The sequence below is a fragment of the Pseudomonas sp. LABIM340 genome, from assembly GCF_040017195.2.
Taxonomy (GTDB): domain Bacteria; phylum Pseudomonadota; class Gammaproteobacteria; order Pseudomonadales; family Pseudomonadaceae; genus Pseudomonas.
This window is the reverse complement of sequence record NZ_CM200227.1, coordinates 237,992-260,322: the sequence shown is the minus strand read 5'-3', so window position 1 is coordinate 260,322 and position 22,331 is coordinate 237,992. Positions and strand designations below refer to the sequence as shown.

Annotated in this window: 25 protein-coding genes; 6 read left to right on the top strand and 19 right to left on the bottom strand. The window is 66.2% G+C overall.

Annotated features, from left to right (window positions below; genetic code table 11):
- Positions 1–2 precede the first annotated feature (2 nt).
- Together ABKS89_RS01270 and ABKS89_RS01265 are read right to left on the bottom strand one after the other, a co-directional pair.
- Positions 3–1,760: a bifunctional alpha/beta hydrolase/class I SAM-dependent methyltransferase gene (locus tag ABKS89_RS01270; protein ID WP_348588641.1), complete on the bottom strand. Its 1,758-nt coding sequence runs from the start codon at positions 1,758–1,760 to the stop codon at positions 3–5.
- A 63-nt stretch (positions 1,761–1,823) separates the two neighbouring features.
- A complete protein-coding gene (locus ABKS89_RS01265; RefSeq protein WP_348588642.1) occupies positions 1,824–2,441 on the bottom strand; it encodes a CDP-alcohol phosphatidyltransferase family protein in 618 nt (205 codons plus the stop codon).
- 306 nt (positions 2,442–2,747) lie between these two features.
- Between ABKS89_RS01265 and lafA the strand changes: the two genes are divergently transcribed.
- From lafA to ABKS89_RS01250, 3 genes are all read left to right on the top strand, one after another.
- Entirely contained in the window at positions 2,748–3,629 is an 882-nt protein-coding gene (lafA, locus tag ABKS89_RS01260) for a lateral flagellin LafA (RefSeq protein ID WP_138213248.1), read from the top strand.
- Positions 3,630–3,921: 292 nt separating this feature from the next.
- Positions 3,922–4,761 carry a winged helix-turn-helix domain-containing protein gene (locus ABKS89_RS01255; protein WP_242015324.1) on the top strand — a complete coding sequence of 280 codons (840 nt, stop codon included), beginning with the start codon at positions 3,922–3,924 and terminating at the stop codon, positions 4,759–4,761.
- Entirely contained in the window at positions 4,749–5,237 is a 489-nt protein-coding gene (locus ABKS89_RS01250) for a hypothetical protein (protein ID WP_138213250.1), read from the top strand. Before ABKS89_RS01255 ends, ABKS89_RS01250 begins: the two co-directional genes overlap by 13 nt.
- A 6-nt stretch (positions 5,238–5,243) precedes the next feature.
- On the opposite strand, the gene ABKS89_RS01245 is transcribed toward ABKS89_RS01250, so the two are convergent.
- From ABKS89_RS01245 to ABKS89_RS01165, 17 genes are all read right to left on the bottom strand, one after another.
- On the bottom strand, positions 5,244–6,314 hold the full coding sequence (locus ABKS89_RS01245; RefSeq protein WP_348588643.1) for an OmpA family protein: 1,071 nt from the start codon (positions 6,312–6,314) through the stop codon (positions 5,244–5,246).
- A complete protein-coding gene (motA, locus tag ABKS89_RS01240) occupies positions 6,311–7,183 on the bottom strand; it encodes a flagellar motor stator protein MotA (RefSeq protein WP_138213252.1) in 873 nt (290 codons plus the stop codon). The genes ABKS89_RS01245 and motA overlap by 4 nt, the downstream gene beginning before the upstream one ends.
- 13 nt (positions 7,184–7,196) lie before the next feature.
- Positions 7,197–7,958 (bottom strand): FliA/WhiG family RNA polymerase sigma factor, encoded by a 762-nt coding sequence (locus tag ABKS89_RS01235; protein ID WP_348588644.1) that lies wholly within the window; start codon positions 7,956–7,958, stop codon positions 7,197–7,199.
- Between the two features lie 6 nt (positions 7,959–7,964).
- Positions 7,965–8,453 carry a flagellar basal body-associated FliL family protein gene (locus ABKS89_RS01230; protein WP_348588645.1) on the bottom strand — a complete coding sequence of 163 codons (489 nt, stop codon included), beginning with the start codon at positions 8,451–8,453 and terminating at the stop codon, positions 7,965–7,967.
- 44 nt (positions 8,454–8,497) lie between these two features.
- Positions 8,498–9,658 carry a flagellar hook-length control protein FliK gene (locus tag ABKS89_RS01225; RefSeq protein ID WP_348588646.1) on the bottom strand — a complete coding sequence of 387 codons (1,161 nt, stop codon included), beginning with the start codon at positions 9,656–9,658 and terminating at the stop codon, positions 8,498–8,500.
- Positions 9,659–9,661: 3 nt separating this feature from the next.
- Positions 9,662–9,979, bottom strand: coding sequence for a hypothetical protein (locus ABKS89_RS01220; RefSeq protein WP_138213256.1), 318 nt, complete (start codon positions 9,977–9,979; stop codon positions 9,662–9,664).
- Entirely contained in the window at positions 9,963–10,361 is a 399-nt protein-coding gene (fliS, locus tag ABKS89_RS01215; RefSeq protein ID WP_037017149.1) for a flagellar export chaperone FliS, read from the bottom strand. Before fliS ends, ABKS89_RS01220 begins: the two co-directional genes overlap by 17 nt.
- A complete protein-coding gene (gene fliD, locus ABKS89_RS01210) occupies positions 10,358–11,707 on the bottom strand; it encodes a flagellar filament capping protein FliD (protein WP_348588647.1) in 1,350 nt (449 codons plus the stop codon). The genes fliS and fliD overlap by 4 nt, the downstream gene beginning before the upstream one ends.
- 330 nt (positions 11,708–12,037) lie before the next feature.
- A complete protein-coding gene (gene flgN / locus ABKS89_RS01205; RefSeq protein WP_138213258.1) occupies positions 12,038–12,478 on the bottom strand; it encodes a flagellar protein FlgN in 441 nt (146 codons plus the stop codon).
- Entirely contained in the window at positions 12,475–12,759 is a 285-nt protein-coding gene (gene flgM / locus ABKS89_RS01200; RefSeq protein ID WP_348588648.1) for a flagellar biosynthesis anti-sigma factor FlgM, read from the bottom strand. The genes flgN and flgM overlap by 4 nt, the downstream gene beginning before the upstream one ends.
- Before the next feature lie 179 nt (positions 12,760–12,938).
- The gene (locus tag ABKS89_RS01195) at positions 12,939–13,361 is read right to left on the bottom strand and encodes a flagellar FliJ family protein (RefSeq protein ID WP_045213329.1); all 423 of its coding nucleotides are present in this window, start codon (positions 13,359–13,361) and stop codon (positions 12,939–12,941) included.
- A complete protein-coding gene (fliI, locus tag ABKS89_RS01190) occupies positions 13,361–14,692 on the bottom strand; it encodes a flagellar protein export ATPase FliI (RefSeq protein ID WP_348588649.1) in 1,332 nt (443 codons plus the stop codon). The genes ABKS89_RS01195 and fliI overlap by 1 nt, the downstream gene beginning before the upstream one ends.
- 1 nt (position 14,693) lies before the next feature.
- A complete protein-coding gene (gene fliH, locus ABKS89_RS01185) occupies positions 14,694–15,392 on the bottom strand; it encodes a flagellar assembly protein FliH (protein WP_138213261.1) in 699 nt (232 codons plus the stop codon).
- Positions 15,393–15,398: 6 nt separating this feature from the next.
- Positions 15,399–16,439 carry a FliG C-terminal domain-containing protein gene (locus tag ABKS89_RS01180; protein ID WP_045213334.1) on the bottom strand — a complete coding sequence of 347 codons (1,041 nt, stop codon included), beginning with the start codon at positions 16,437–16,439 and terminating at the stop codon, positions 15,399–15,401.
- Complete coding sequence (gene fliF / locus ABKS89_RS01175) at positions 16,417–18,117, bottom strand: flagellar basal-body MS-ring/collar protein FliF (protein ID WP_348588650.1); 1,701 nt, start codon at positions 18,115–18,117, stop codon at positions 16,417–16,419. Before fliF ends, ABKS89_RS01180 begins: the two co-directional genes overlap by 23 nt.
- Positions 18,118–18,126: 9 nt before the next feature.
- On the bottom strand, positions 18,127–18,474 hold the full coding sequence (fliE, locus tag ABKS89_RS01170; RefSeq protein ID WP_138213263.1) for a flagellar hook-basal body complex protein FliE: 348 nt from the start codon (positions 18,472–18,474) through the stop codon (positions 18,127–18,129).
- Positions 18,475–18,497: 23 nt separating this feature from the next.
- The gene (locus tag ABKS89_RS01165; protein WP_518301070.1) at positions 18,498–19,877 is read right to left on the bottom strand and encodes a sigma 54-interacting transcriptional regulator; all 1,380 of its coding nucleotides are present in this window, start codon (positions 19,875–19,877) and stop codon (positions 18,498–18,500) included.
- Between the two features lie 473 nt (positions 19,878–20,350).
- Between ABKS89_RS01165 and ABKS89_RS01160 the strand changes: the two genes are divergently transcribed.
- From ABKS89_RS01160 to fliP, 3 genes are read left to right on the top strand one after another with little or no spacing between them, the layout of a single operon-like run.
- Positions 20,351–21,190: a FliM/FliN family flagellar motor switch protein gene (locus ABKS89_RS01160; RefSeq protein WP_138213265.1), complete on the top strand. Its 840-nt coding sequence runs from the start codon at positions 20,351–20,353 to the stop codon at positions 21,188–21,190.
- Positions 21,187–21,558, top strand: a complete 372-nt coding sequence (locus tag ABKS89_RS01155) for a FliM/FliN family flagellar motor switch protein (protein ID WP_192294086.1) — start codon at positions 21,187–21,189, stop codon at positions 21,556–21,558. The genes ABKS89_RS01160 and ABKS89_RS01155 overlap by 4 nt, the downstream gene beginning before the upstream one ends.
- A complete protein-coding gene (fliP, locus tag ABKS89_RS01150; protein ID WP_348588652.1) occupies positions 21,558–22,310 on the top strand; it encodes a flagellar type III secretion system pore protein FliP in 753 nt (250 codons plus the stop codon). The genes ABKS89_RS01155 and fliP overlap by 1 nt, the downstream gene beginning before the upstream one ends.
- Positions 22,311–22,331 lie beyond the last annotated feature (21 nt).

Below are 22,331 nucleotides of genomic sequence, written 5' to 3'. Positions count from 1 at the left end.
CATCAGCTGTGCTCCCGGCGGGCCAGGGAGACGGTGAAGATGCCGTCCTCGTCGATGCGCTGGGCCAGCTTGCGGAAGCCGGCGGCGGCCACCAGCTGGTCCATCTCCCCTTGCGTGCGGCGACGCATGACCCAGGCCTGCCCGGCGCGGTGGCTGGTAAGCGCACGGGCGATCAGCTCCAGCTGCGGGTGCCAGGGCTGGCCGGTGTAGATCAGGTAGCCGCCCTCTTCCACCGCCTCGCCCAGGCCAGCCAGCGAGCCACCGACCATGGCGTTGTCGGCGAACAGCTCATAGAGACCGGAGACCACCGCCAGTGTCGGCTTCGGCTCGACGGCGGCGAGGTCGGCGCCATCGAAGGCGTCGCCCTGCACGAAGCGCGCGCGCTCCTTCAGGCCCAGGCGCTCGATCAGCGCCGAGCCCTCGCGCACGTTCAGCTCGCTGTAGTCGCGCAGCAGCACGCTCTCGGGCAGCGTCTCGAGACCTTGCAGCGCTTCGAGGATGTAACGCCCGTGGCCGGCGGCAATGTCGAGGATGCGCACCTCGCGGCCCTGCTCGCGCAGGCTGGCCATGGCCAGGCGCAGCAGCTCCTCGATGTTCACCTTGCGCTGGCGGATGCCGCGCCAGCCGGCGGATTCCAGGTAGGCGCGGTCGATCATCCGGCCCACCGGCCCCGCGCCGGCGGGCTGGTTGCGGTAGACGTAGTCCAGCGTGCTGCCGGAGTCGAAGCCGGTCTGGAAGCCGAGGTTGATGCCGTCGGACAGCAGCCGGCCGAGGCGCATGTTGGCGCGGGTCGCACGCCAGTAGAGATCGCGGACCGACCAGGCGGGCAGCGGCGTCGCCAGTGCTTCCGCCTCGGCGCAGGTGTAGCCGAAGCGGTCGGCGCCGCGCAGGTCGGCGAGCTCGGGCTGGCGGGCGAAGCATTCGAGGATGAAGCGCCGTGCGCGCGTGGTCGCCTGCTCGCGGTTCAGCTCGCCGAGGGTGTCGTGGAAGAAGCCGGGCAGGACGTGCAGCTCCTTGCGCGCCGTGCCGAGGTTGTCGAAGAAGCGCTGCTGCGGTTTGCGGTGCACCACGAAGTCGGATCCGGAGATCAGCAGTTGCGTCGGCACCTGGATCGCCTGGGCGTCGGCCACCACGCGGTCAGCCGCTTCGTACAGGCCCAGCAGCACGTTCACCGAGATGGCCTTGGCGATCAGCGGGTCGCTGTCATAGGAGGCGATGCGCTCGGGGTCGTGGGTGAGGAATTTCGCCTTCACGTAGCTGTTGACGAAGAAGTTGCCGCGCCACCAGCGCGCCAGCTTCAGGCCCGGCCGGGCGAAGGGCACGTAGAGCTTGACCTTGAACGCCGGCGAGGCGAGCACCAGGCTGCGGATCGGCGGCGCGTAGTCATGCACCCAGGTGGAGGCGACCACCGCGCCGACACTCTGCGCCACCACGGCCATGTCGCTGATGGCGATGCCGTAGGTCGAGGCGATGTGTTCGACGAAGGTCTGCACGTCGCGCACGCTGGTGCCGAAACTCGGACTATCGCCACGTGCGCCGGGCGACTGGCCGTGGCCACGGGCATCCCAGGCAAAAACATCAAAGCCGGGCAGGTCGAGTTCGTCGGCCAGGTGGCCGATGCGCCCGGAATGCTCATGGCCGCGATGGAACAGCAATACCGCACGGCGGGGCTCGTCGCTGCCGGCAGCGGTCGGCCAGTGGCGGTAGAACAGTTCGACGCCGTCATGGGTAACGAAATGGTGATTCGAAGACTCGCGCATAACTTCCTCTGTTCGATGGCTTGCGGGACTGTCCGGTCCCCGTCCTGAGATGGCGGCCGTGGCTCAGGCCTGTTGTTCCTTCTGCTCGGCCAGCCCCTGGCGCACCCGGTTGACGATAGTCAGCACCAGCAGCAGTGCCAGCAGCACCAGCAGCGGGTTCAGCCAGACCAGCGGCAGTTGCCCGGCCGCCACGGCCGCGCCGAAAACGCCGAAGCACAGCGCGCGGTCGCTCTTGCCCATGGGCCCGTCGTAGCGCCGCGAAGCACCCACCATCACCCCGAGCACGCCGGCGTATTCGCTGATCACCGCCAGCAGGACCACCAGCACCACCAACGCCGGACTCACGCCCGGCAGCAGGGCGAATGGCAGGTACAGCGCGCTGTCGGCGATCACGTCGGTGAGTTCGTTGAGATAGGCGCCCAGCTTCGACTGCTGACCGAACTCGCGGGCGAGCATGCCGTCCATGGCGTTGAGCGCCATGCGCAGGAACATCCACAGGGGGATCAGCAGGAATATCCAGGCGTGGCCGGCCAGCAGCGCGACCGTGAGCGCCACCAGCAGCGAAAGGCCGCAGGCGGCCAGCGTCACCTGGTTGGCGGTGACGCCGCGCTCGTGCAGGCGGGTGACCAGAGGGCGGAGCAGGTTCTGGAAACGGGACTTGAGCTGGTAGACGGAGATCATGAGGTTCCTTTCTCACAGTTCGGGACGAGGGATTCGGTCGAACGATCCACAGCCTTGTGGACCCGAGGAGCTTAGCCGCACCCCGGCGTCAGGGCTGTCAGATATGTCTCAACAAGATAGATGACCGATCCTGAGTAAAAGGACACATGCCGTAGGCCGGCGATGCCCGCGCGGCGCCGACCGGTATCGCCGGAATCCCCGCGCCAAATTTTTTTCATCCCCCCTTAATCCTTCCCCGCGAGCTGTCGCCTTACCCCTTCAGCAGGCACAACGCCGGCTTCATTCAGCTCATACAGGAAGTCCACCATGGCCTTGTCGATTCAAACCAACTACTCCTCCCTGATCACCCAGACCAACCTGGGCAAGACCAACAACCTGCTGGCCACCAACCAGCAGCGCCTGGGCACCGGTCTGCGTATCAACTCCGCTTCCGACGACGCCGCCGGCCTGCAGATCGCCACCCGCCTGAACGCCCAGTCCCGCGGCATGGACGTGGCCATGCGCAACACCAGCGACGCCATCTCCCTGATGCAGACCGCTGACGGCTCCTTCAGCGAGCTGACCGACATCACCCAGCGCATGAAGGACCTGGCTACCCAGGCCGCCAACGGCACCAACACCACCGACGACGGCAAGGCCCTGTCCGCCGAGTTCAACGAACTGGGCAAGGAACTGAAGAACATCATCGCCAACACCAAGTTCGGCGGCGATGCACTGTTCGGCGTCGATGGCGCCAGCGGCAAGTTCGGCGCCACCGGCGGTGTGACCTTCCAGATCGGTTCGGACAAGGCCGAGACCCTGAACGTCGACGTCACCACTGAACTGAAAGCCGTGACCGACGCCTTCGGCGCCCTGACCACCCAGTTCCAGGCCACCAGCGCCGACGGCACCGAGCTGGAAACCATCACCAACGCCAACGGCTCCATCGACAAGGCCAACGATGCCCTGGACGCCATCGGCGCCCTGCGTGCCCAGTTCGGTGCGAACATCAACCGCCTGCAGCACACCTCCAACAACCTGGCCAACATGAAGGACAACACCGACCTGTCCAAAGGCCGCATCATGGACGCCGACTTCGCCGTCGAAAGCGCCAACATGAGCAAGAACTCCATGCTGATGCAGTCCGGCATCTCCATGCTCAAGCAAGCTGGCCAGATGCCCAGCATGATCATGGGCCTGCTGGGCTAAGCCCCGGCCAGCGCGAGGCGCCCCCCGCCTCGCGCGCCCTGATCCGCCATCGCCCCGCCCCGGCGGGGCGTTGTGCTGTCTGCGGGTACGCTGACAAACGGTGTTGCGACTTCCGGTCGCGGCGCAGCCCCTCTGCGTCAGTGGTTTCAAGGCTTGCGTGAAAATTGCAAGCACGAGTGTGCAAAATTCAGAACTTGCACCCACATTTTTCTGACGTCAAAATAATGCCTCTGCCTCCATGGACAAATGGAGTTTCCCCGCGACCGTCAAGGGAGCGGCTCGCAAGGGCAAGATGAACACACTCACTTCCACGCCAGCGGACAGTCGGCCGATCGCCTGCCTGACCCTCCGCACCGGGCGTTCCGATTGCGTCGCGCAGTTCTATCCCGCGCTCTATCAACTCGACCTCGACCGTGACGGCCAGGTGGAGCGTATCGACCTGGGCTTTTCCGGCAGCCGCGTGCTCGAACGCCTGCTGCAGAGCCCGGGCGACGTGGTGGCACGCGATGAGCTGCTGACCCACGCGTGGTCTGACCGGGTGGTCGGCCAGGGCAGCCTGAACCAGCAGATCTACACCCTGCGCCAGGTGCTGGCGGACGAGAAGCAGCGGCAGATCATCCAGACGCTGCCGCGCCGCGGCTACATGTTCAACCCGCAGTACCTGATCGGCCAGGCCAGCGAGCCGGACGCGGAAGTCACCGACGCCACCCCGGAAGTCATCCCGCTGGAGGAAATCGTTCCTGTCCCCGCGCTGCGGCCGCCGAATCTAAGACGCCTGAAACTCGCCGCCGCCAGCCTCTGCATCCTCGGCCTGCTGGTCCTCTCCGGCGCCTTCTACTACACCCAGGTTCGCAGCCCGGTCCTCACTGCCGAACAGAACCTCGGCTCCCTGCAGATCACCTACGTCGAAGACAACGAACAGGACCTGCAACGGCTGATCAGCAATACCCGCCCCCTGGCCCATCAACTGGCCGACCTGGCCAGCCGCCCCATCGGCCTCATGCTGCACATGACCTCGGGCTTCTACGAACTGGTCTGCGTGCAACCCGAAGGCAACTCCAACTGGCTGCTGATCCATGAAAGCCAGGTCGCCCGGATTCCCCAGGAGCAGCTGCGCAAGTGCCTGAACTGAACCTACGCCGCCAGGTCGGCGCGGCCCGCCGCTGCCTGGTGATTTCGCTGTTCGGCGTGATCTGCCTGACCCTGGCGCTGGGCATGCTGTGGAAGCACGCCCACAACACCTCGGCCATCGACGGCCGCTACGCCTCTTCCGGGCAAGTGGTGCTGGGCAACGGCAAGGTGCTGGAGATCGCCCAGACCACCATGTTCCACGAGGGGCGCTTCTACTCGATGATCCAGCAGGACGCCAACATCCTCGAAGTCTCCGGCCTGGTCGGCAACGACCTGGGCGGGCGCTTCCAGCTGCAGGTGGAGGAAAACAGCATCAGCAACCTGCAGGCCGACAGCGGCCTGGACAGCGAGCTGATCTTCAACCTGCTCTACGGCCGCCAGCGCGGCGCCCGCATCACCCTCGAACCCCTGGGCGGCTGCCTCTACGGCGTGGAGACGCGCCAGGTGTTCTGCCCGCGCCATCTGCGCAATCGCTGAGCCTTCTCAGAGCTTCAACGTCGGCTCCGTCGCGTTGGCGGGAGCCGTTGCTTCGAGCGCCGCTGAAGCCGGCACCTTCACCTCCGTCTCAGGCGGCTGCGGCAGTGGCTGTGGCTGTGGCTGTGGCTGTGGCTGTGGCTCGATGAGCTTCGCGCCCGACTCCGAGTAGTGCACCTGGGCATAGCTCTCGCCGAAGATTTCCCGGTACAGGCTCTCCGCGCGCTGGGTCAGCAGGAGGATCTCGATGCGCCGGTTGGCGCCGTTCTCCGGGTCCTCCGGGCGCAGCGGCATGACGTCGGCCTGGGCCGCCACCTGCAACACATGCGCGGCCGGCAGGCCACTGTCGACCATCACGTTGCGCGCGCGCAGGGCGCGGTCGCCGGAGAGGTTCCAGTTGTTGTAGCCATCCGGCCGGCGGTACTGCACGGCGTCGGTGTGGCCACTGAGGATCAGCTTGTTCTGCACCTTGGCCAGCACCCCGGACAGCGCGCCGAGCAGGGTCTGGAAATGCGGGTCGAGGGTGGCCTGGCCGCGGGCGAACATGAAGCGCTGCTGGTCGTCCTTGATCAGGATGCGCAGCCCCTGCGGCACCACGGTCACCTCGATGTTGGCCAGCGCGTCGACCTTGCCGGACACCTCACGGATCAACTCGGCCAGTTCGCGCAGGTCTTCGTTGCTGTCGTACTGGCGGCCATCTCCGTCCTGCTGCACGCTGGAATCCTTCGCCTGCTCGCCGGCCCTGCCCTGCTTGCCGGCGTCCAGCGCGAGCTGCGGCGCGGGCTTCTCCGGCGTCTTGATCGGCTGCGGCATGCCATCCAGCTCGATGGGCGTACGGCTCGCGCCATCGAATACGCCGGCGCCGCCATCGACCACAGGATTGGCATCCTGGTCGCCCACCGCCACCGGCTGCGGTTCGGTCTGCGGGTGGACGATCCACAGCACCATGAACAGCGCCATCATCGCCAGGGTGAAGTCGGCAAAGGCTACTTTCCAGGCACCGCCGTGTTCATCATCGTGACCCTTCTTGCTGCGGCGCTTGATGATGACTTCGCTGTGCTTGTCGGCACGTTTCTTCATGCTGCGTCCCGCTCTTCCTCATAGCGGGTGACCCAGGTCTCCAGCTGCTTGAAGGCCGGCTTCACGTCCTGCTCGATCAGCTTGCGCCCGGCGTCCACCGCCAGCAGCGTAGGTTTGCCGGCAACGTGGGCGACCAGCGTGGTACGCACGCATTCCAGCGCCGACAGCTCGGTCTTCACGCGCTGCGACATGGCGTTGGACAGCGGGTCCATCAGGCAATAGCAGACGAAGATGCCGAAGAAGGTACCCACCAGCGCGGCGGCCACGTGGGCGCCGATTTCGGCCACCGAGCCACCGATGTTGCCCATGGTGATGATGATGCCGAGGATCGCCGCGAGAATGCCGAAGCCGGGCATCGCCTCGCCGACCTTGTGCAGCGACTTGGACGGCTGCAGCAGGGCGTGCTCCATGGCGTCCAGTTCCTGTTCGAGGAAGCCTTCCAGTTCGTGGGCGCTGATCTTGCCCATGGCCATCAGGCGGAAGTTGTCGGCGATGAACGCCATCAGGTTCTTTTCCTGGAGGATCAGCGGGTAGCGGGCGAACAGGTCGCTCTGCTCCGGCTCCTCGATGTGCGCGTCGAGCACCTTCAGGCCGCCGACGTCGACCATTTCCAGCAGCTCGTAAAGCAGCATCAGCAACTGCCGCTGGAACTCTTCGCCACGGCGCTTGAAGACGAACACGCCCTTGATCTGCGAGCACATCTCCAGCAGCACTTCGCGCGGGTTGGCGACGACCAGGGTGCCCAGGCCGGCGCCAAGGATGATGAGCATCTCCGCCGGTTGCCAGAGTGCGCGCATGTCGCCATGGGCCATGGCGTAGCCGCCGAGTACGGCGGCGATGATGATCAGGGCGCCGATGATTTTCTGCATGGTTATGGGTTCTTCAGAGAGGGTCGGGATCGTTGAGGAATCGGCTGCACTTGCCGATCGCCTGCTTCATCAGCTGGCAGATGCGCGCATCGGTCAGCTCCAGCACCAGGGCGATTTCCTTGAGGTTCAGCTCGTGCTGGTAATACAGGTTGAGGATCAACCGCTCGCGATCGTTGAGGCGCTCCAGCGCCTGGGCCAGCAGGCGCTCCTTGAGCACGCGCTCCTCCAGCGCATCGCCGCTGCCCTGCACGCCGTCGTGGCCGTTCTGCAGCAGCGCATCGAAGCTCTCGATGGCCTCGGAGGATTCGGCGCGCAGGTAGTCCTGGTAGCCCGCCTCGTCGAGGCCAGTGGCGGCGAGTACTTCCTCGTCGCTGGGCACGCGGCCAAGTTGGCGTGCCAGGGAACGGATCGCATCGCGCACCTTGTGCGCCTGCTGCCGCACCTGGCGCGGACGCCAGTCCTGGCGGCGCAATTCGTCGAGGATGGCACCGCGAATGCGCAGCGCGGCGAAGCGGCCGAACTGCTCATCCGGCTCGCCGTAGCGGCGCAGCCCTTCGAGCAGGCCCATCAGGCCGATCTGTTCCATGTCCTCGCGATCCAGCACCTGGTTGGCCTGCAGCGACAGCTGGCTGACGATGCGCCGCACCAGTGGCAGGTACTGCATCATCCAGCGCTGCTCGGCCGCCGGCGACAGGCGCGCGTGGCCGCCTTCGGGGCTGTCGTAGCCACCGGCTCCACTGGCATAGCTGAGTGCGGGGTCGCGAAGGGCGTGCATGACGGCTTACTGGACGATCATCTTGCTGAGCATCACGTGCTCGAAGGGCACCACCACCTTGCGCGCGGCGAAGTCGTCGATCACCGCCTTTTCCAGGCGCGTCTGCACGTCGCCGATGGGCATCGCGCGCAGCACTTCGAACTTCTCAGGGGTCAGGTTGGCGACCACCGAGCTGCGCACCATCGGCGCGACGCCCTCGAGCTTCTTGCGCTCCTGCTCGGCCTTGGCCTGCAGCACCAGATCGATCACGAAGTAGTGCTCGCGATCCTCGCCACGGGAGCTGACGATGATCTTCTCCACCGGCACGAAGAGGTATTCGGCGCTCTCCTGCTCTTCCTCCTCCCTGGCGTCTTCCTTGCCGCCCTCCTTGTCGGAGGCAACGGCGGCCGGGGCGAGGCTGGCGGACTTGATCATCTTGTAGTTGACGAACACGCCACCCAGCACGACGGCGATATTCACGATGAGCATCAGTAGAACGAGACGCGGCGTGGACATGGGGTTTCTCGAAAAATCCTGTGGGAGTACGGGCCGCTGGCGGCCTACACGGTAATCAGTACGTCGCTGTCGCCACGCGGCGAGGAGCGTTCGCCCGCCTGCGCATCGCGCGGGTTGGCGGCAACCGCAAGCTGTTCCTCGGCAAAGCGCTGGCGGTTCTGCTGGCCCTGCTGGCCGGACTGCGAATCGGACGAGACCTGCACGTTGACCTGCAGGAAGTTCTGCCCGACCAGCTCCTGGCGCAGGCGCTCGCTGGTGTTCTGCAGCAGGCGCACCACGTCGCCGTTGGACGCGGAGATCTGCACGTTGAGCTGGCCGGCCTCGTGGCGCACGAGGATCTCCAGGGCGCCCAGCTCCGGCGGATCGAGGCGGATCGTGGCGTTCTGCACGCGCTGGCCGAGTTGCAGCTCGACGTTGTCGCGCAGCGCGCCGAGCATCTGCTCGCCCCAGTGCGCCTCGTTGTTGCCCTTGAGGTGCAGCGGCTTGTCGAACAACGGCGCGGCCGGCGTCGAGGCGGAGGGCTGGGCGATGCCGTCGGTGGCCGGCAGGCGCGCATCGAGCGCAACGGTCGGCAGCGTCGGCACGCTGGAATCCGGCGCCTGCGCAGTGGCGGCCAGGTGTTGCTGGAGCAGGGTCTGCGCCTGACTCTGGGTGGCCTCACGGGGCGCTGGCGCTGTCGCTTTGGCGGGCTCTTCCGAAAGCTCGGCGGGCGGCAGCAGCATGTCCTCCGGCTTCACGGCGGCGGGCGCCGGCTGCGCGGAGGTGTCCACCGCCTGGGTAGCGAAACCGGCTACCTGGGCGCGGGTCTGCTCGGGCGGATTGTCTCGCGCCTGCACCACCAGGCCGGCCTGACTGAGCATGCCGGCGAGCCAGCTCTCGGCACCGGAAGGTGAAGCCTCTTCGGCCTGCGGGCCCGGCGCATCGCTGTCGCCGGTTTCAGCGGGCAGCGCTTCAGGCGTGGCCGGCACTGCAGCGCTGGGCTGTTGCAGCGACTCCTCGACCTGCGTCGTGTCGAACTGCGCGAGGAAGGACTGCACGGTGATGGTCCGTTCGCCGGCATTCAGCTGCGCCGGTTGTTGCGCGCGGAAACCGGCGACGCTGGCGACGCCGGCGTCATCACCGCGCGAATCCAGCGGGCGCGCTTCGGCCACCGGCGCGCTATCGCGGTCGGTGGTCGGCAGGGACTGGGTCGGTAGCTGGATCACGGTCTATCGACCCTCCTGGTACGTATCCACCTGCATGTACGCCGAGCGTCCCTCGGCGTATTCCAGGTGCGAGAGCAGGAGGCGGCGCAGGCGCTCGCACTCCTCGGCGCAGGCCTGCGACGCTTGTTCATGCAGGCGCTTCAGGTGCTTCTTTGCCAGCAGCACATCGGCTGCCAGACCGGTCTGCGACGACATCGCCACCAATTGCGCGCGGATCGCCAGGTCGACCTGCCCCATGGCTTTCCAGTCCTTGCGCTGCAGCGCCGCACCCAGCCGTTCGTACAGCTGCAGCAGGCGCTGGCGGTCATCCACGTGCGGCACTCACGCCCTCCCAGCCTTCGCGCAGGATGCCCAGCAGGCGCACCACTTCGTCGATGCCGGCGACCTCCAGCGACACGCTGACATCGGAGAGCCGATAGATGCAGTAGTCGTAGAGGCGCGCCAGGCCCTGTACGGTCTCGCCGCCGTTCTCGTAGTCGAGCGCACCATTGAGGCCGTTGAGGATGTTCAGGCACTTCTCCAGGGAGCGGCCCTTCTGCTGGTAGCGCTTGTGCTCGATGTGCCCGCGGGCGCGGGCCAGTTCGTCGAGCAGGCCGTCGAACAGCACCAGCACCAGTTCATAGGGCGAGGACGAGGCGGCCTTGGATTCCAGGTCGATCATCCGGTAACTGTCGTAGCTTTCGTTCATGCCGTAGGCGGTCATCCGAACATCCCGCTGGTCTGGTCCATCGACTGCATGGTCTGCATCATCGAGGTGTATTGCTTGAGGTAGCGCGCGTAGTAGGTGTCGTACTGCTTCTGCAGGTTGTCGTAGTCATCGTCGACGCGGCGCAGGCTGTTGTTCAGGGCGTCCTTGCGGTTCTTCATGACGCCGTTGACGCTGTTGGTGTAGACGGCGACGCCCTTGTCCAGGCTGTCGAGCAGGTTGCCCTTGCCCATGAACAGCTTGTCCAGGGCCTCGGGGTCGCTGGCGATGGCTTTCTCGAAGCGGGTGGCGTCGAGGGTCAGCTTGCCGTTGCGGTCGGCGCTGATGCCCAGGGTGATCAGGTTGGCGCCGCCGAAGCTGGTGCGAACCATCTGGTTCAGCGCGTTCTCGATGGAGCGCACGCTGGAGTCGCCAGCCAGGGCGCCACGGGCGTTGCCGTTCTGGTCGCCGGCCGCCGTCAGGCTGTCGATGGTGCTGGCCAGCGCGTTGAAGGCGTCGATGAAGGTCTGCACCTTCTTCTTGGTTTCGCTCTGGTCCTGCGCGACGGTCAGGCGAATGGCCTGTTCACCGGACTTCTGCGCCTGGGTGAAGCTGGCGCTGACGCCGTCGATGATGTTGTCGAAGGTGTTGCTGGAGTTGGTCAGCAGCATGCCGCTCTCGCCACCCAGGCGAACGCGGGCGTCCTGCGCCTTGGACAGTTCCTGCGGGTTGCCGATGGCGTTCTCGAAAGCGCTGTTCGCGCTGTCGGTGCCGCTCAGCGACAGGCTGATGGCGTTGTCCGCGCCGGACTTCTCGGCCCCCAGCACCAGCGATACCTGGCCGTTGCTGCGCACCAGGGTGGCCTTCACGCCAGTGTTGTCGGTGGCCTTGTTGATCGCTGCGGCCAGCTCGTCCAGCGAGTTGCTGCCGTCGCCGTCGGTGTCGATCTTGCTCAGATCGATGTCGAAGGACTTGCCGTTCTGGGTCAGGGTCAGGGTGCCCTGGGTGTCGACATCACCGGACTGCAGGCCGGAGAAGGACAGCTGGTGGCTGGTGGCGAGTTGCTCGACGAAGAAGTCGTAGCTGCCGGGCACGGCGTTCTTGTCGACCTTGGCGGTCAGGTAGCCGTCCTTGCTGGTGGTGGCGCTGTTCACCAGCATGCTGGTGTTGCTGCCGGTCACGCCCTGCAGGCTCTTTACCGCCGAGGAGAAGGTCTTGAGCGCCGACTCCAGGGAGGTCACGGCAGTCAGTTGCGACTGGTACGAGGACTTGTTGCGGTCAGCCTTGTTCAGGCCGTTCTGCACCTCGTACGTGGCCAACTGCTGGGCCATGCTTTTGACGTAATCGGAATCTATGGTCGCCATGTGAATCCACCTCTTTGGGTCGGAAGAGCAATTACGGTGCCAATGCCGGAAGGCCCGCCATACGGGGCTTTTCGGGATAACCGGGGAGAAGTTTCACTTCCGCCCGGCGTGCTTTGGCGCGCAGCGGGAAGCGGCATTTCCGCCTGCCGACCACGCACCCTGATGCAGGGAAAAGGCGACCGTGGGGAGGGATTCGTTAAGAGATTTCGGCGGGGTGTTTGGCAGCCGCGCTTTTTTGTAGGAGCGCGCCATGCGCGCGGTCGCGGGCATGGCCCGCTCCTACAGGGGGAGTCCAGTACTGAGCCTGATCGCAGCTCGCCCTGGGACAGATCAGTACAGCTGGCGCGAATACACCGGCTGTTCGCGCGGATCGCCCATGAGCTGGCTGAGGATGTCGTGGTGCATCGCCAGCAGCTTGCCGTTGCGCTCGTTGAGGCGCTTGCACTGGGCGGTGAGCTGGCCCAGCTGCAGCCACTCCTGCTGCAGCTCCTCGCGGCGCGGCGGCTGGTAGTTGGACAGCAGCGTGCGCATGCCCTCGGCGTCCATCGGCAGGTGGAAGGCACGCAGCACGCGACTGCGGCGCTGGGCGCGGCCGGCGACGCCTTCGAGCAGTGCCTGGATGTCCGGGTTCAGCGCTTCGATCTGCGCGCTGTCCCGCGCCAGCAGGTGGCGGTACAGCTCCTGCAGGCGCTCGCGCAGCGCCAGGCAATCGCGGCCATCCTGCTGGATGTCCTGCTCGATGACCTGCAGCAGCCGCGCGCGCTGGGTCATGCGTCGCTGCCGCGATGGTAGGAGAGGATGCTGGTGGCGAGCACGCTGGTGTCGTTCTGCAGCTCGCCATTCATCAGTGCGCGGCGGATTTCCGCGACGCGGCTCTGGTCCACGTCGGGCATGGCGCGCAGGGTCTCCTGCATTTCGTCCAGGCGCAGCGAATCGTTGACCGGCGCGCTCGCACTGGTCTCCGCCACCGGGGCGACGCGCTCGCTGCGCGCGCTCTTGGCGGACTCGCTGGTGGCCAGCGCGACGCTGGTCAGTTGCCGGGTGATTTCCATGGTCGGTATCCGAATATTTTTGGGCCTTTCCCTCAGAGGGCGACCGCCTCGAAGCAAAACTTAAATGCCGTGTTTCACAGAGACTCAAGAGCCGGCGGATAACCGCTAGCGGTTATTCGCCCTACGGGGCAAACCCATCGTAGGGCGCATAACTCGGAACGAGTTATCCGCCATTGCCTTCACGCCCGCGCCCGCCACCAGGACTGCGCGGCGAGGCCATCCTGGATTTTCTGTTCCTGCTGCGCAAGCTGCAGCTGCCACTGGCCGACCTTGGCCTCGATCACCTGGGTCAGCACCTTCTCGCTGCGCATGGCCGCCATCAGCTCGCCCTGGATGCGCGCCAGGGTCTGTTCGGCGACTTCCAGCTCGCGGCGCTGCAACTGCAGCATCTTGTGCAGGGTCGCCTTGTACTGCTGTTGGTTGTGTCGCTGCAGCGGGGTGCTGGTGGCCACGCTGAAGCCGCACAAGCGGTCCAGCCCGGTGATGTTGTTGCGGTAGCGCTGGCAGAGGTTCTGCTGGTAATTCACCCGCCCCAACAGCTCGCGGACCTTGCCGCCACGCACATCGGCCAGGCGCCCGAGCATGTCGATCTGCGTCTTCATCAGCGCCCCCCGACGATGCTTTGCAGGGTCGCGACGCTGTTGCCCAGTTCGGCGCCGTCGGCGGTCTCCTGGCGCAGGTAGCGCTCCAGCATGGGCGCCAGCTGCACAGCGCGGTCGGTCTTCACGTCCATACCCGGCGTATAGCCGCCCAGCGGGATCAGCTCCCTGATGCGCTCATAGGTGCCGCTGAATTCCTTGAACTGCCGCGCCGCGGAGAGGTGCAGCGGGTCCGCCACCTGGCTCATGCAACGGCTGACCGAGGCACCGATGTCGATGGCCGGGTAGTGCCCGACGTCCGCCAGCCGGCGCGACAGCACGATGTGCCCGTCGAGGATGGCGCGGGCGCAGTCGACGATCGGGTCCTGGTGATCGTCGCCCTCGGCCAGCACCGTGTAGATGGCGCTCAGGCTGCCGGTCTCGCCCTCGCCGTTGCCGGCGCTTTCCACCAGTTCCGGGAGCATGCCGAACACCGACGGCGGGTAGCCCTTGGTGGCCGGCGGCTCGCCCAGGGCCAGGGCGATCTCGCGCTGGGCCATGGCGTAGCGGGTCAGGGAGTCCACCAGCAGCAGCACGTCCTTGCCCTGATCGCGGAAGTAGGCGGCGATGCTGTGACACAGCTCGGTGGCCTTCAGGCGCATCAGCGGCGACTCATTGGCTGGCGCTACCACCACGACTGCCTTCTGCAGCCCTTCCGGGCCGAGGGAATGCAGGATGAACTCCTGCACTTCGCGGCCGCGCTCGCCGATCAGCCCGACCACCACCACATCGGCCTTGGTCTGCCGGGTGATCATCCCCAGCAGCACGCTCTTGCCCACGCCGCTGCCGGCGAACAGGCCTACGCGCTGGCCCTTGCCCAGGGTCAGCAGGCCGTTGATGGCGCGCACGCCGACATCCAGCGGCTCGGACACCGGGCGCCGGCGCAGCGGGTTTACGTTCGGCAATTCAGTGGGCAGCGGGTGGCGGCCGGCGAGCTTGCCGAGGCCGTCCAGGGGTTCGCCGAGGCCGTTGACCACGCGCCCCAGCCAGGAATGATCGATGTGCAGCACGGCTTCGTCCGGCGCCGGGAAGACCCGCGAGCCGGAGGTCAGGCCGACGGGCTTCTTGAAGGGCATGAGGTAGGTGATGTCACGGTTGAAGCCAACGACCTGCGCCTCCAGGCGCTCGCCGTCGGCGACTTCCACGTAGCAGCGCTGGCCGGTCATGCGCCGGCAGCCGAGGCTTTCCAGCAGCAGGCCGGAGACGCGCACCAGGCGACCGCTGACCCGCGCCAGCTGGACCGAGTCCAGCGAGCGCAGCGCTTCTTCGAGCTTGAAGCCGTCGCCCAGGGCCATCTCAGTCTTCGTCCTGCAGGTGCGCGCTCAGGGCTTCCATGCAACTGTCCAGGCGCTGCTGGCAGCCGATGTCGGCTTCCGCCTGGGCGGTGACCACGCGGCATTCGCCCAGCGCCAGGCGCTCGTCCGGCACCAGCCGCCACTTGGCAGCGCGCTCGGGGTTCAGCTCGCGGATGCGCGCGCATTCTTCCGGGTTGAGCAGGATCTGCACGTCGCCCTGCTCGCCCGGCATGGCAGCCAGGGCTTCTTCGGCGAGGGTCAGCAACTGCGTCGGGTTGAGCGTGAGCTCGACGCGAATGACCTGTTTCGCGACCTTCTGCACCAGCTCCAGCAGCTCCTTCTGGCGGCTGCGCTGGAAGGCCTGGTGATACTCGCCGAAGGCCTCGACGGCGGCCTGCAGCGGTGCGCTGGCCTCGTCGAACACCTGGCGGCCGGTGGCGCGGCCTTCCTCGCGGCCCTTGCGCAGGCCGTCCTGGCGACCGGCCTCGAAACCTTCGCGCAGGCCGGCTTCACGGCCTTCGCCGACGCCGTCCTGGTAGCCGCGCTCGAGGCCTTCCTGGAAGCCTTCGGAAATGGCGCGCTGGCGCGCCGCCGGGTCGCTGTCCCAGCCATGGTTGTCGGCGCTGGCGGTGGCGCAGCGCGGCGGGAAGCGGTACGGGCGCCAGGCGCGGCTGTCGGCCTTGATGACTTTGATCGCCATGCGCGATTACTCCACCGTCTGCTCGCGGAACAGCTGCACCTGCAGGTCGCCCTCGGCGGCCAGCTCGCGCACCACGCCCATGATGTCCTTGCGCACCTGCTCCACGCGGCTCAGCGGCACCGGGCCCTGGCGGCGGTTGATAGACTCCATCTGCTGCGCCTGGCGCTTGGGCATGGCGCCCTGGATGGCGCGCACCAGCTCGGGCTCGGCGCCCTTGAGGGCAACCACCCACTCGTCCAGCGGGATAACTTCCAGCAGGGTCTGCAGCACTTCCTGGTTCTGCCGGGAGAGGATGAAGAAGTCGTACATCTCGTCTTCGATCTTGCCGACCAGGTCGTCGTTGTGGGCGCGCAGCAGCTCGAACATCTGGTTACGGTCGCCCTTGAAGCGGTTCATGATGTCCGCCGCCTGCTTGACCCCGCGCACCTGCGAGCCCTGGGTGGAGAGCACGCGCAGGCTGCGGTCGATCAGTTGTTCCAGCTCGGCGATCACGTCGCTGTTCACTTCGCTGAGGTTGGCGATACGGAACAGCAGCTCGTCCTGGCGCTCCGGCGGCATGGCTTCGAGTACGTCGGTGGCCATGCCCGGCGGCAGGAAGGCGAGGAACACCGCCTGCATCTGCGCGTGCTCCTTGGCGATCAGCGCGGCGAACTGCTTGGGATCGATCCACTCCATGCGCGCCATCTTGGCGCGGATTTCCTCGCCGTAGATGCTGTCCAGCAGGTTGCGCGTAATGTCACTGCCCAGCGCCTTGCCGAGCATGCCAGCAAGGTAGGAGCGCGACGCGCCCTTGATGCTGGACTGCAGCTTGTAGTCGTCGAAGAACCGGCCGATCACGTCGGAGACGGTGTTCTGCTTGACGTTGGACAGCCGCGCCATCGCCTGGCTGATGCTGACGATCTCCTCGCGGCTGAAATTGCGCAGGATGCCGGAAGAGGCTTCGTCACCCATGCTCAGCATGAGGATCGCCGCCTGTTCCAGGGAGCTCACGGCGCGCATCTGCGGGCCGCGCTTTTTCGTTTCTTCAGGCAGGCTCGTGTCGGTCATTGCGGCCAATCCAGTGCTTGATCACTTCCGAGACCCGTTCCGGGTCGTTCTTCGCCAGCATCTGCAGATGCTCGATCTGGTGCTCCAGGCCCGAGCCCGGCGCCGGCAGGCGGATTTCCGAGAGCGGGTTCAGCTCGCCGAGCACGTTGAGCCCGCCGACGCTTTCACTGCCCAGCGACAGGCGCCGCTCGGCGTCGAGCGCCAGCGGGTACTCCGCGCTGCCTTCGGGCAACTCGGCGGTGGCCGACGGCTGCGCACGCTGGGTCAGGCTGCGTACCGCCGGGCGCACGCCGAACAGCAGGAACAGCAGCGCAATCAGGCCGAGCACGGTGTAGCGCACCAGTGATTGCAGGGCGCTGCTCTCCCACCAGCTGGCGGAGGACTCTTCCACCGCCGTGGCGGCGAAGGGGAACACGCTGACGGTGATCAGGTCGCCGCGCTGGGCATTGAAGCCCACGGCGCTCTTCACCATGGTTTCGAGGTCGGCGCGGGCCTTGTCGGTCCAGCCGCCCTCGGGCGCGGTGGAGGCGTTGATCACCACCGCGACGCTCTGCTGGCGCAGGGCGAAGGCCGGGTACTTGATGTGGGTGACACTCTGGTCGAAGTCGTTCTGCCGGGTGGCTTCCTCGCGGGTCGAGGTCGCGGCCTTGTTGTCGGTATTGGCGACCTTGCCGTTGCCCGAAGCAGCCTGGTTATTGCCCTGGGCGTTGTTCTGCCCCTGCTGCTGTTGCGGCGGCGGCTCCGGCGGACGGTTGCTCAGCGAGCCCGGCACGCCGAGGGCGAGCTGGTCCAGTGTGCTCTCGTTGCGCAGCACTTCGCTGCGCAGGCGCGGCGCTTCGCCGTAGGCCTGCAGGGTTTCTTCCTTCTGGCTGAAGTCGATGTCGGCGGACACGCTGATGCGGTAGTTGCCCAGGCCGAGCACCGGCGCCAGCACTTCCTCGACATTGCCCACAGCCTTGCGCTGGTACTCGTCCACCGCCTGCCAGTTCTGCGAGGGACCGCCGACGCCACTGATGCCGCGCGACAGCAGCACGCCGTTCTGGTCCACCACACTGACGTCTTCGGGCTTCAGCTGCGGCACGCTGCCGGCCACCAGGTTGACGATAGCGCCGACCTGCTCCGGGCTCAGCCGCTGGCCGGGCGCCAGTTGCAGCAGCACCGAGGCCTTGGCCGGGTCACGCCGGCCGACCACGAAGGAATTGCTGTCCTCGCGGGCGACGTGCACGCGCGCCTGCTCGATGCCTTTCAGGCCCATGATGGTGCGGGCCAGCTCGCCTTCCAGGCTGCGCTTCAGGCGCACGTCCTGGAGGAAGTGACTGGTGCCCAGCGGCTCGTCCTTGTCGAACAGCTCGTAGCCGGCCGGCATGGACACCTTCACGCCCTTGGCTGCGAGCAACATGCGGGCGCGCGCCAGGTCTTCCTCGCGCACCAGCACCTGGCCGCTCTGCGGGTGCAGGCGATAGTCGAAGGCCTCGGCGTCCAGCACCTGCATCACGTCGGCGGCCGGGTAGGCTTCGCCGGCGCCATACAGCGGGCGGTAGGCACCCTGGTCGCGCCACAGGTAGAAGACCACGGCAGCGGCCAGCAGGGCGGCACCCAGGGCGATGCCGAGCAGCCCCAGGCGCGGGTCGAGCTTGAGTTTGTCGAGCGGCAGGCGCCCTTTGAGATTCTGCAGCACTGTCAGTCCTTACAGCGGCATGCGGATGATTTCGTCGAAGGCGCCGGTGAGCTTGTTGCGCACCTGCAGCAGCGCGGAGAACGACACGCTGGCCTTCTGGCTCTGGATCATGGCGCCGACCAGGTCTTCGCTCTGGCCGCTGTCCACCGCAGCCATGGCGGCGCTGGACTTGTGCTGTTCGGCGTCCACCGAGCGCAGCGCCTGCTCGAAGCTGGCGCCGATGCCTGGAGCCTGCGCACGCTCGTCGAACTGCGTGGCGAGCTGCGCGGCGGGCCGCACGGCCGGGCCGCTCGCGAGGTCGGCGTAACGGTTCATCCGGTCCAGCATGTCCTGCTGCACCTGCATGATCGAACTCATGGAAGTTTCCCCCGGAAACGAAATCAGAACTGCACCTGCACGCCCTGCTCACGCATCGCGTTGAGCCGGTAGCGCAGCGCACGGGTAGTCATACCCAGGCTCTCGGCGGCCTTGGTCTTGTGCCCGCCGAAGCGGCGGATGGTGTCGATGACGTGCTGGTACTCGGCGAGCTTGCCGCTGGCGCGCAGCGCGGCGCGACCGCCTTCGGCCGCCAGCGGGATCACCGCGGCGACGGTACCGACAGGTGCATCCGGCGCGGCCAGGCCGAGGTCGCGGGGCTGGATGAACAGGCCGTTGCGCAGCACCAGGGCGCGTTGCAGGGTGTTCTCCAGCTCGCGCACGTTGCCCGGCCAGTCGTGTTGCAACAGCGCGCGGCCAGCGGCTTCGGTGAGCAGGTCGTGCTCGGCATCCTGCGGGGCGTACTGGCGAATGAAGCGGCGCGCCAGGGGCAACACGTCTTCCTTGCGCTCGCGCAGGGGCGAGATGTGCAACGGCAGCACGTCGAGGCGGAACATCAGGTCGGCGCGGAAGCGCCCCTCGCTGACTTCGGCCTGCAGGTCGCGGTTGGTGGCGGCGATGATGCGCACGTCCAGCTCGATCTCGCGGCGCCCGCCCAGGCGCTCCACGCGCTGCTCCTGCAGCACTCGCAGCAACTTGGCCTGCAAGGCCAGCGGCAGTTCACCGATTTCGTCCAGCAGCAGGGTGCCGCCGTTGGCCAGTTCGAACTTGCCCGGCTGGGCAGTCACCGCGCCGGTGAAGGCGCCGCGTTCGTGGCCGAAGAGGATGGATTCGAGCATCGCCTCGGGGATCGCCGCGCAGTTCACCGCGATAAAGGGCGCGTCCGGGCTGGCGATACCGTGGATGTAGCGGGCCAGCAGTTCCTTTCCGGTGCCGGTTTCGCCGGTGATCAGGATCGGTGCGCGGGTCTGCGCGACCCGTTGCGCCATGGCCAGCAGGCGGCGGCCGGCCTGGGAGCGCGAGACGAACAGTTCCTGGGCGGCGCTGGAGGCTTCCTGGCGGCGCAGCAGCGCGGCCAGCTGGCCGGCGCCGAACGGCGACAACAGGTAATCGACGCACCCCAGGTCGAGCAGGGTGGCGGCCTTGTCCTGCTCTTCATAGCCGACGATGGGCACCACGTCGCGTTCGCGGCCATCGCTGAGCAGCGCGCCGACCTGTGCATAAAGGTCAGGGGCGGGGAAGGCGCCGGCGAGGATGAACAGCAGGGAGGCAGCGCTGCGCGCACGGGCCAGTTCGGCGAAGCCGGAGAAGCGCTCGACGCGGCAGCCTTCGGCCAGCAGCGTCTGCAAAAGGAGGGCGTGAGCGGCGTCCGAGGACGGCCCGATGATCGCAACTTTTTTCTGCGCCGGCCGCTCTTCGAGCAGCGTTTCACATAATTGGTCGATCGACTGGCTTAAACTGTTCACCGCAACTTTCCATTCGCTAGTGCGTTCGACAACCCTCCTTCGTTCAACGCCAGCATCGGCCGAAAAATGTTATCGGCGACGGCGGAACTTCTTCATGGATCGGTTATCTCACGGGTGGCATTGCAACAACTTCGTCACAACAGAAGTCGCTGCAACCTGTAACTAACTCACCCACACTAACAAGTGCCAGCACTACGCCATAGCTTCCCGCCGATTAATTTAAATCAATAGACAAAAAGTTCCGTCAAAAACAGCATTTGATATCTATTGATTTAATCGAACGACCTCAGATCGCTATCATTGCGCCACGTCAGCAGCCTGTGACGCAGCAGTCACGGGCTTCCTGAAAGACAGAGCATGCCGCGAGCAACGATCAGCCGATCCCGGCGGTCATGACACCTCCCGTGTCCTTGGGCAGATGGCAGATCGAACCTGGAAGTACGACGCTGAGCATGACTGGTAAATCAAAAGTCCACCATGGCGTGCCCGCCGATAGTCTGATTCGACTGAAACCGCAGAAACTCGGCCGGCATTATCACAAGATCCCGCAGTACATCAAAGAGATCTCCGGAAAATATCCGCGGATTATCAGCGACTACTTCCTGCGGCATTATCGAATCAATCTCGAACTGGATAACCTGACCCTTCACGAGGAACTTCCCCGTGAACTGGAGTGTTTATTCGATTCGCCCCTGGGCAAGTTCGGTTTCGCCATGGACCGTGCCCTGCTCACCGAAGTCATCGAGTGCTATTACGGTGGCACCGTGGTCGCCAGCCGCGACACGCCGCCGATCAGCAGCTCCGAGCAGCGCATGCTCGACCGCCTCGGCCTGGACGTGGTGGACCTGTTCGGCCGCGCCCTGCTGATGGGCGAATCGGTCGGCCGCCTGCAGCAGATCGACCCTACCTATGAAGAAGTGCAGTGGGAGTACGTCGCCGAGTTCAGCTACGTCAGCCACCTGACCGGCGAGCGCTCCTCGCTCTACCTCTACCTGGACAACCCGCTGGCGGACGAACTGACCCGCCGCCTCGCCGGCCCGCCACCGCCACGCATGACCGGCAACCCGGTGGAGCACATCAAGCACCTGCCGCTGCGCCTGGACTGCGTGGTCGCCGCCGCGCGCCTGCCGCTGTCTCAGGTGCTGGCCCTGGAGCCGGGCGATGTACTGACGATCCGCCCGCTGGAGCGCGTCGACGTGCGGGTCAACCAGCAGAAGCTGTTCCGCGGCGCCATCTTCGAAGACGACGGCACCCTCTTCCTCTCCTCCCTGGAAAGCGTGAAAAACCCATGACCGGTTCTCTCTCCGACTCCGAGTTCGAGTCGCTGATCAACGACGGCGACCTGGGCCTCACCCAGGACGTCACCGACATCCCCGCCGACCCCGTGCGCGCGCCGCTGCCGCAGCAGGACCTGGCCTTCTTCGGCAAGATCCCGGTGAACGTCACCCTGGAAGTCGCCTCGGTGGAAATCTCGCTGAAGGAGCTGATGGACGTGGACGCGAACAGCGTGATCATCCTCGACAAACTCGCCGGCGAGCCGCTGGACGTGAAGGTCAACGGCGCGCTGTTCGCCAAGGCCGAGGTGGTCGTGATGAACGGCAACTACGGCCTGCGCGTGCTCGAACTGTGCGGCGCCAGCCTCGACGCCCTGACGGCGTGATGCTGTCCCGCTGCCTGGCCACACTTGGCCTGCTCATCGCCGCGCTCTGTCCGCTCTACGCGCAGGCGGCCGGCGGCGAGATCACGCTGTTCAACCTGCACGACACGGCGGACGGCCAGGCCTTCAGCGTCAAGCTGCAGATCCTCATCGTCATGACCCTGCTGGGCTTCCTCCCGGCGATGCTCATGCTGATGACCTGCTTCACCCGCTTCGTCATCGTGCTGGCGATCCTGCGCCAGGCCATCGGCCTGCAGCAGAGCCCGCCGAACAACGTGCTGGTGGGCATCGCCCTGGTGATGACCCTGCTGGTCATGCGCCCGGTCTGGCAGGACGTGTACAGCAACGCCTACCAGCCCTTCGAGGCCGACCAGATCAGCCTGGAAGACGGCCTGGGCCGCGCCAAGCAGACCCTGAGCCGTTTCATGCTCGCGCAGACCAACCGCACCTCGCTGGAAACCATGGTCAGCCTGGCCGGTGAGACGGTGCCGGAGAACCTGAATGACCTGGACTTCTCCCTGCTGCTGCCGTCGTTCGTGCTCAGCGAGCTGAAGACCGCGTTCCAGCTGGGCTTCATGATCTTCATCCCGTTCCTGGTGATCGACCTGGTAGTGGCCAGCGTGCTGATGGCGATGGGCATGATGATGCTTTCGCCGATGATGATCTCGCTGCCGTTCAAGCTGATGATCTTCGTGCTGGTGGACGGCTGGGCCCTGATGATGGGCACGCTGACCAGCAGCGTGCAGCCGTTTTAGCGACCCTGACGGAAAACCAAA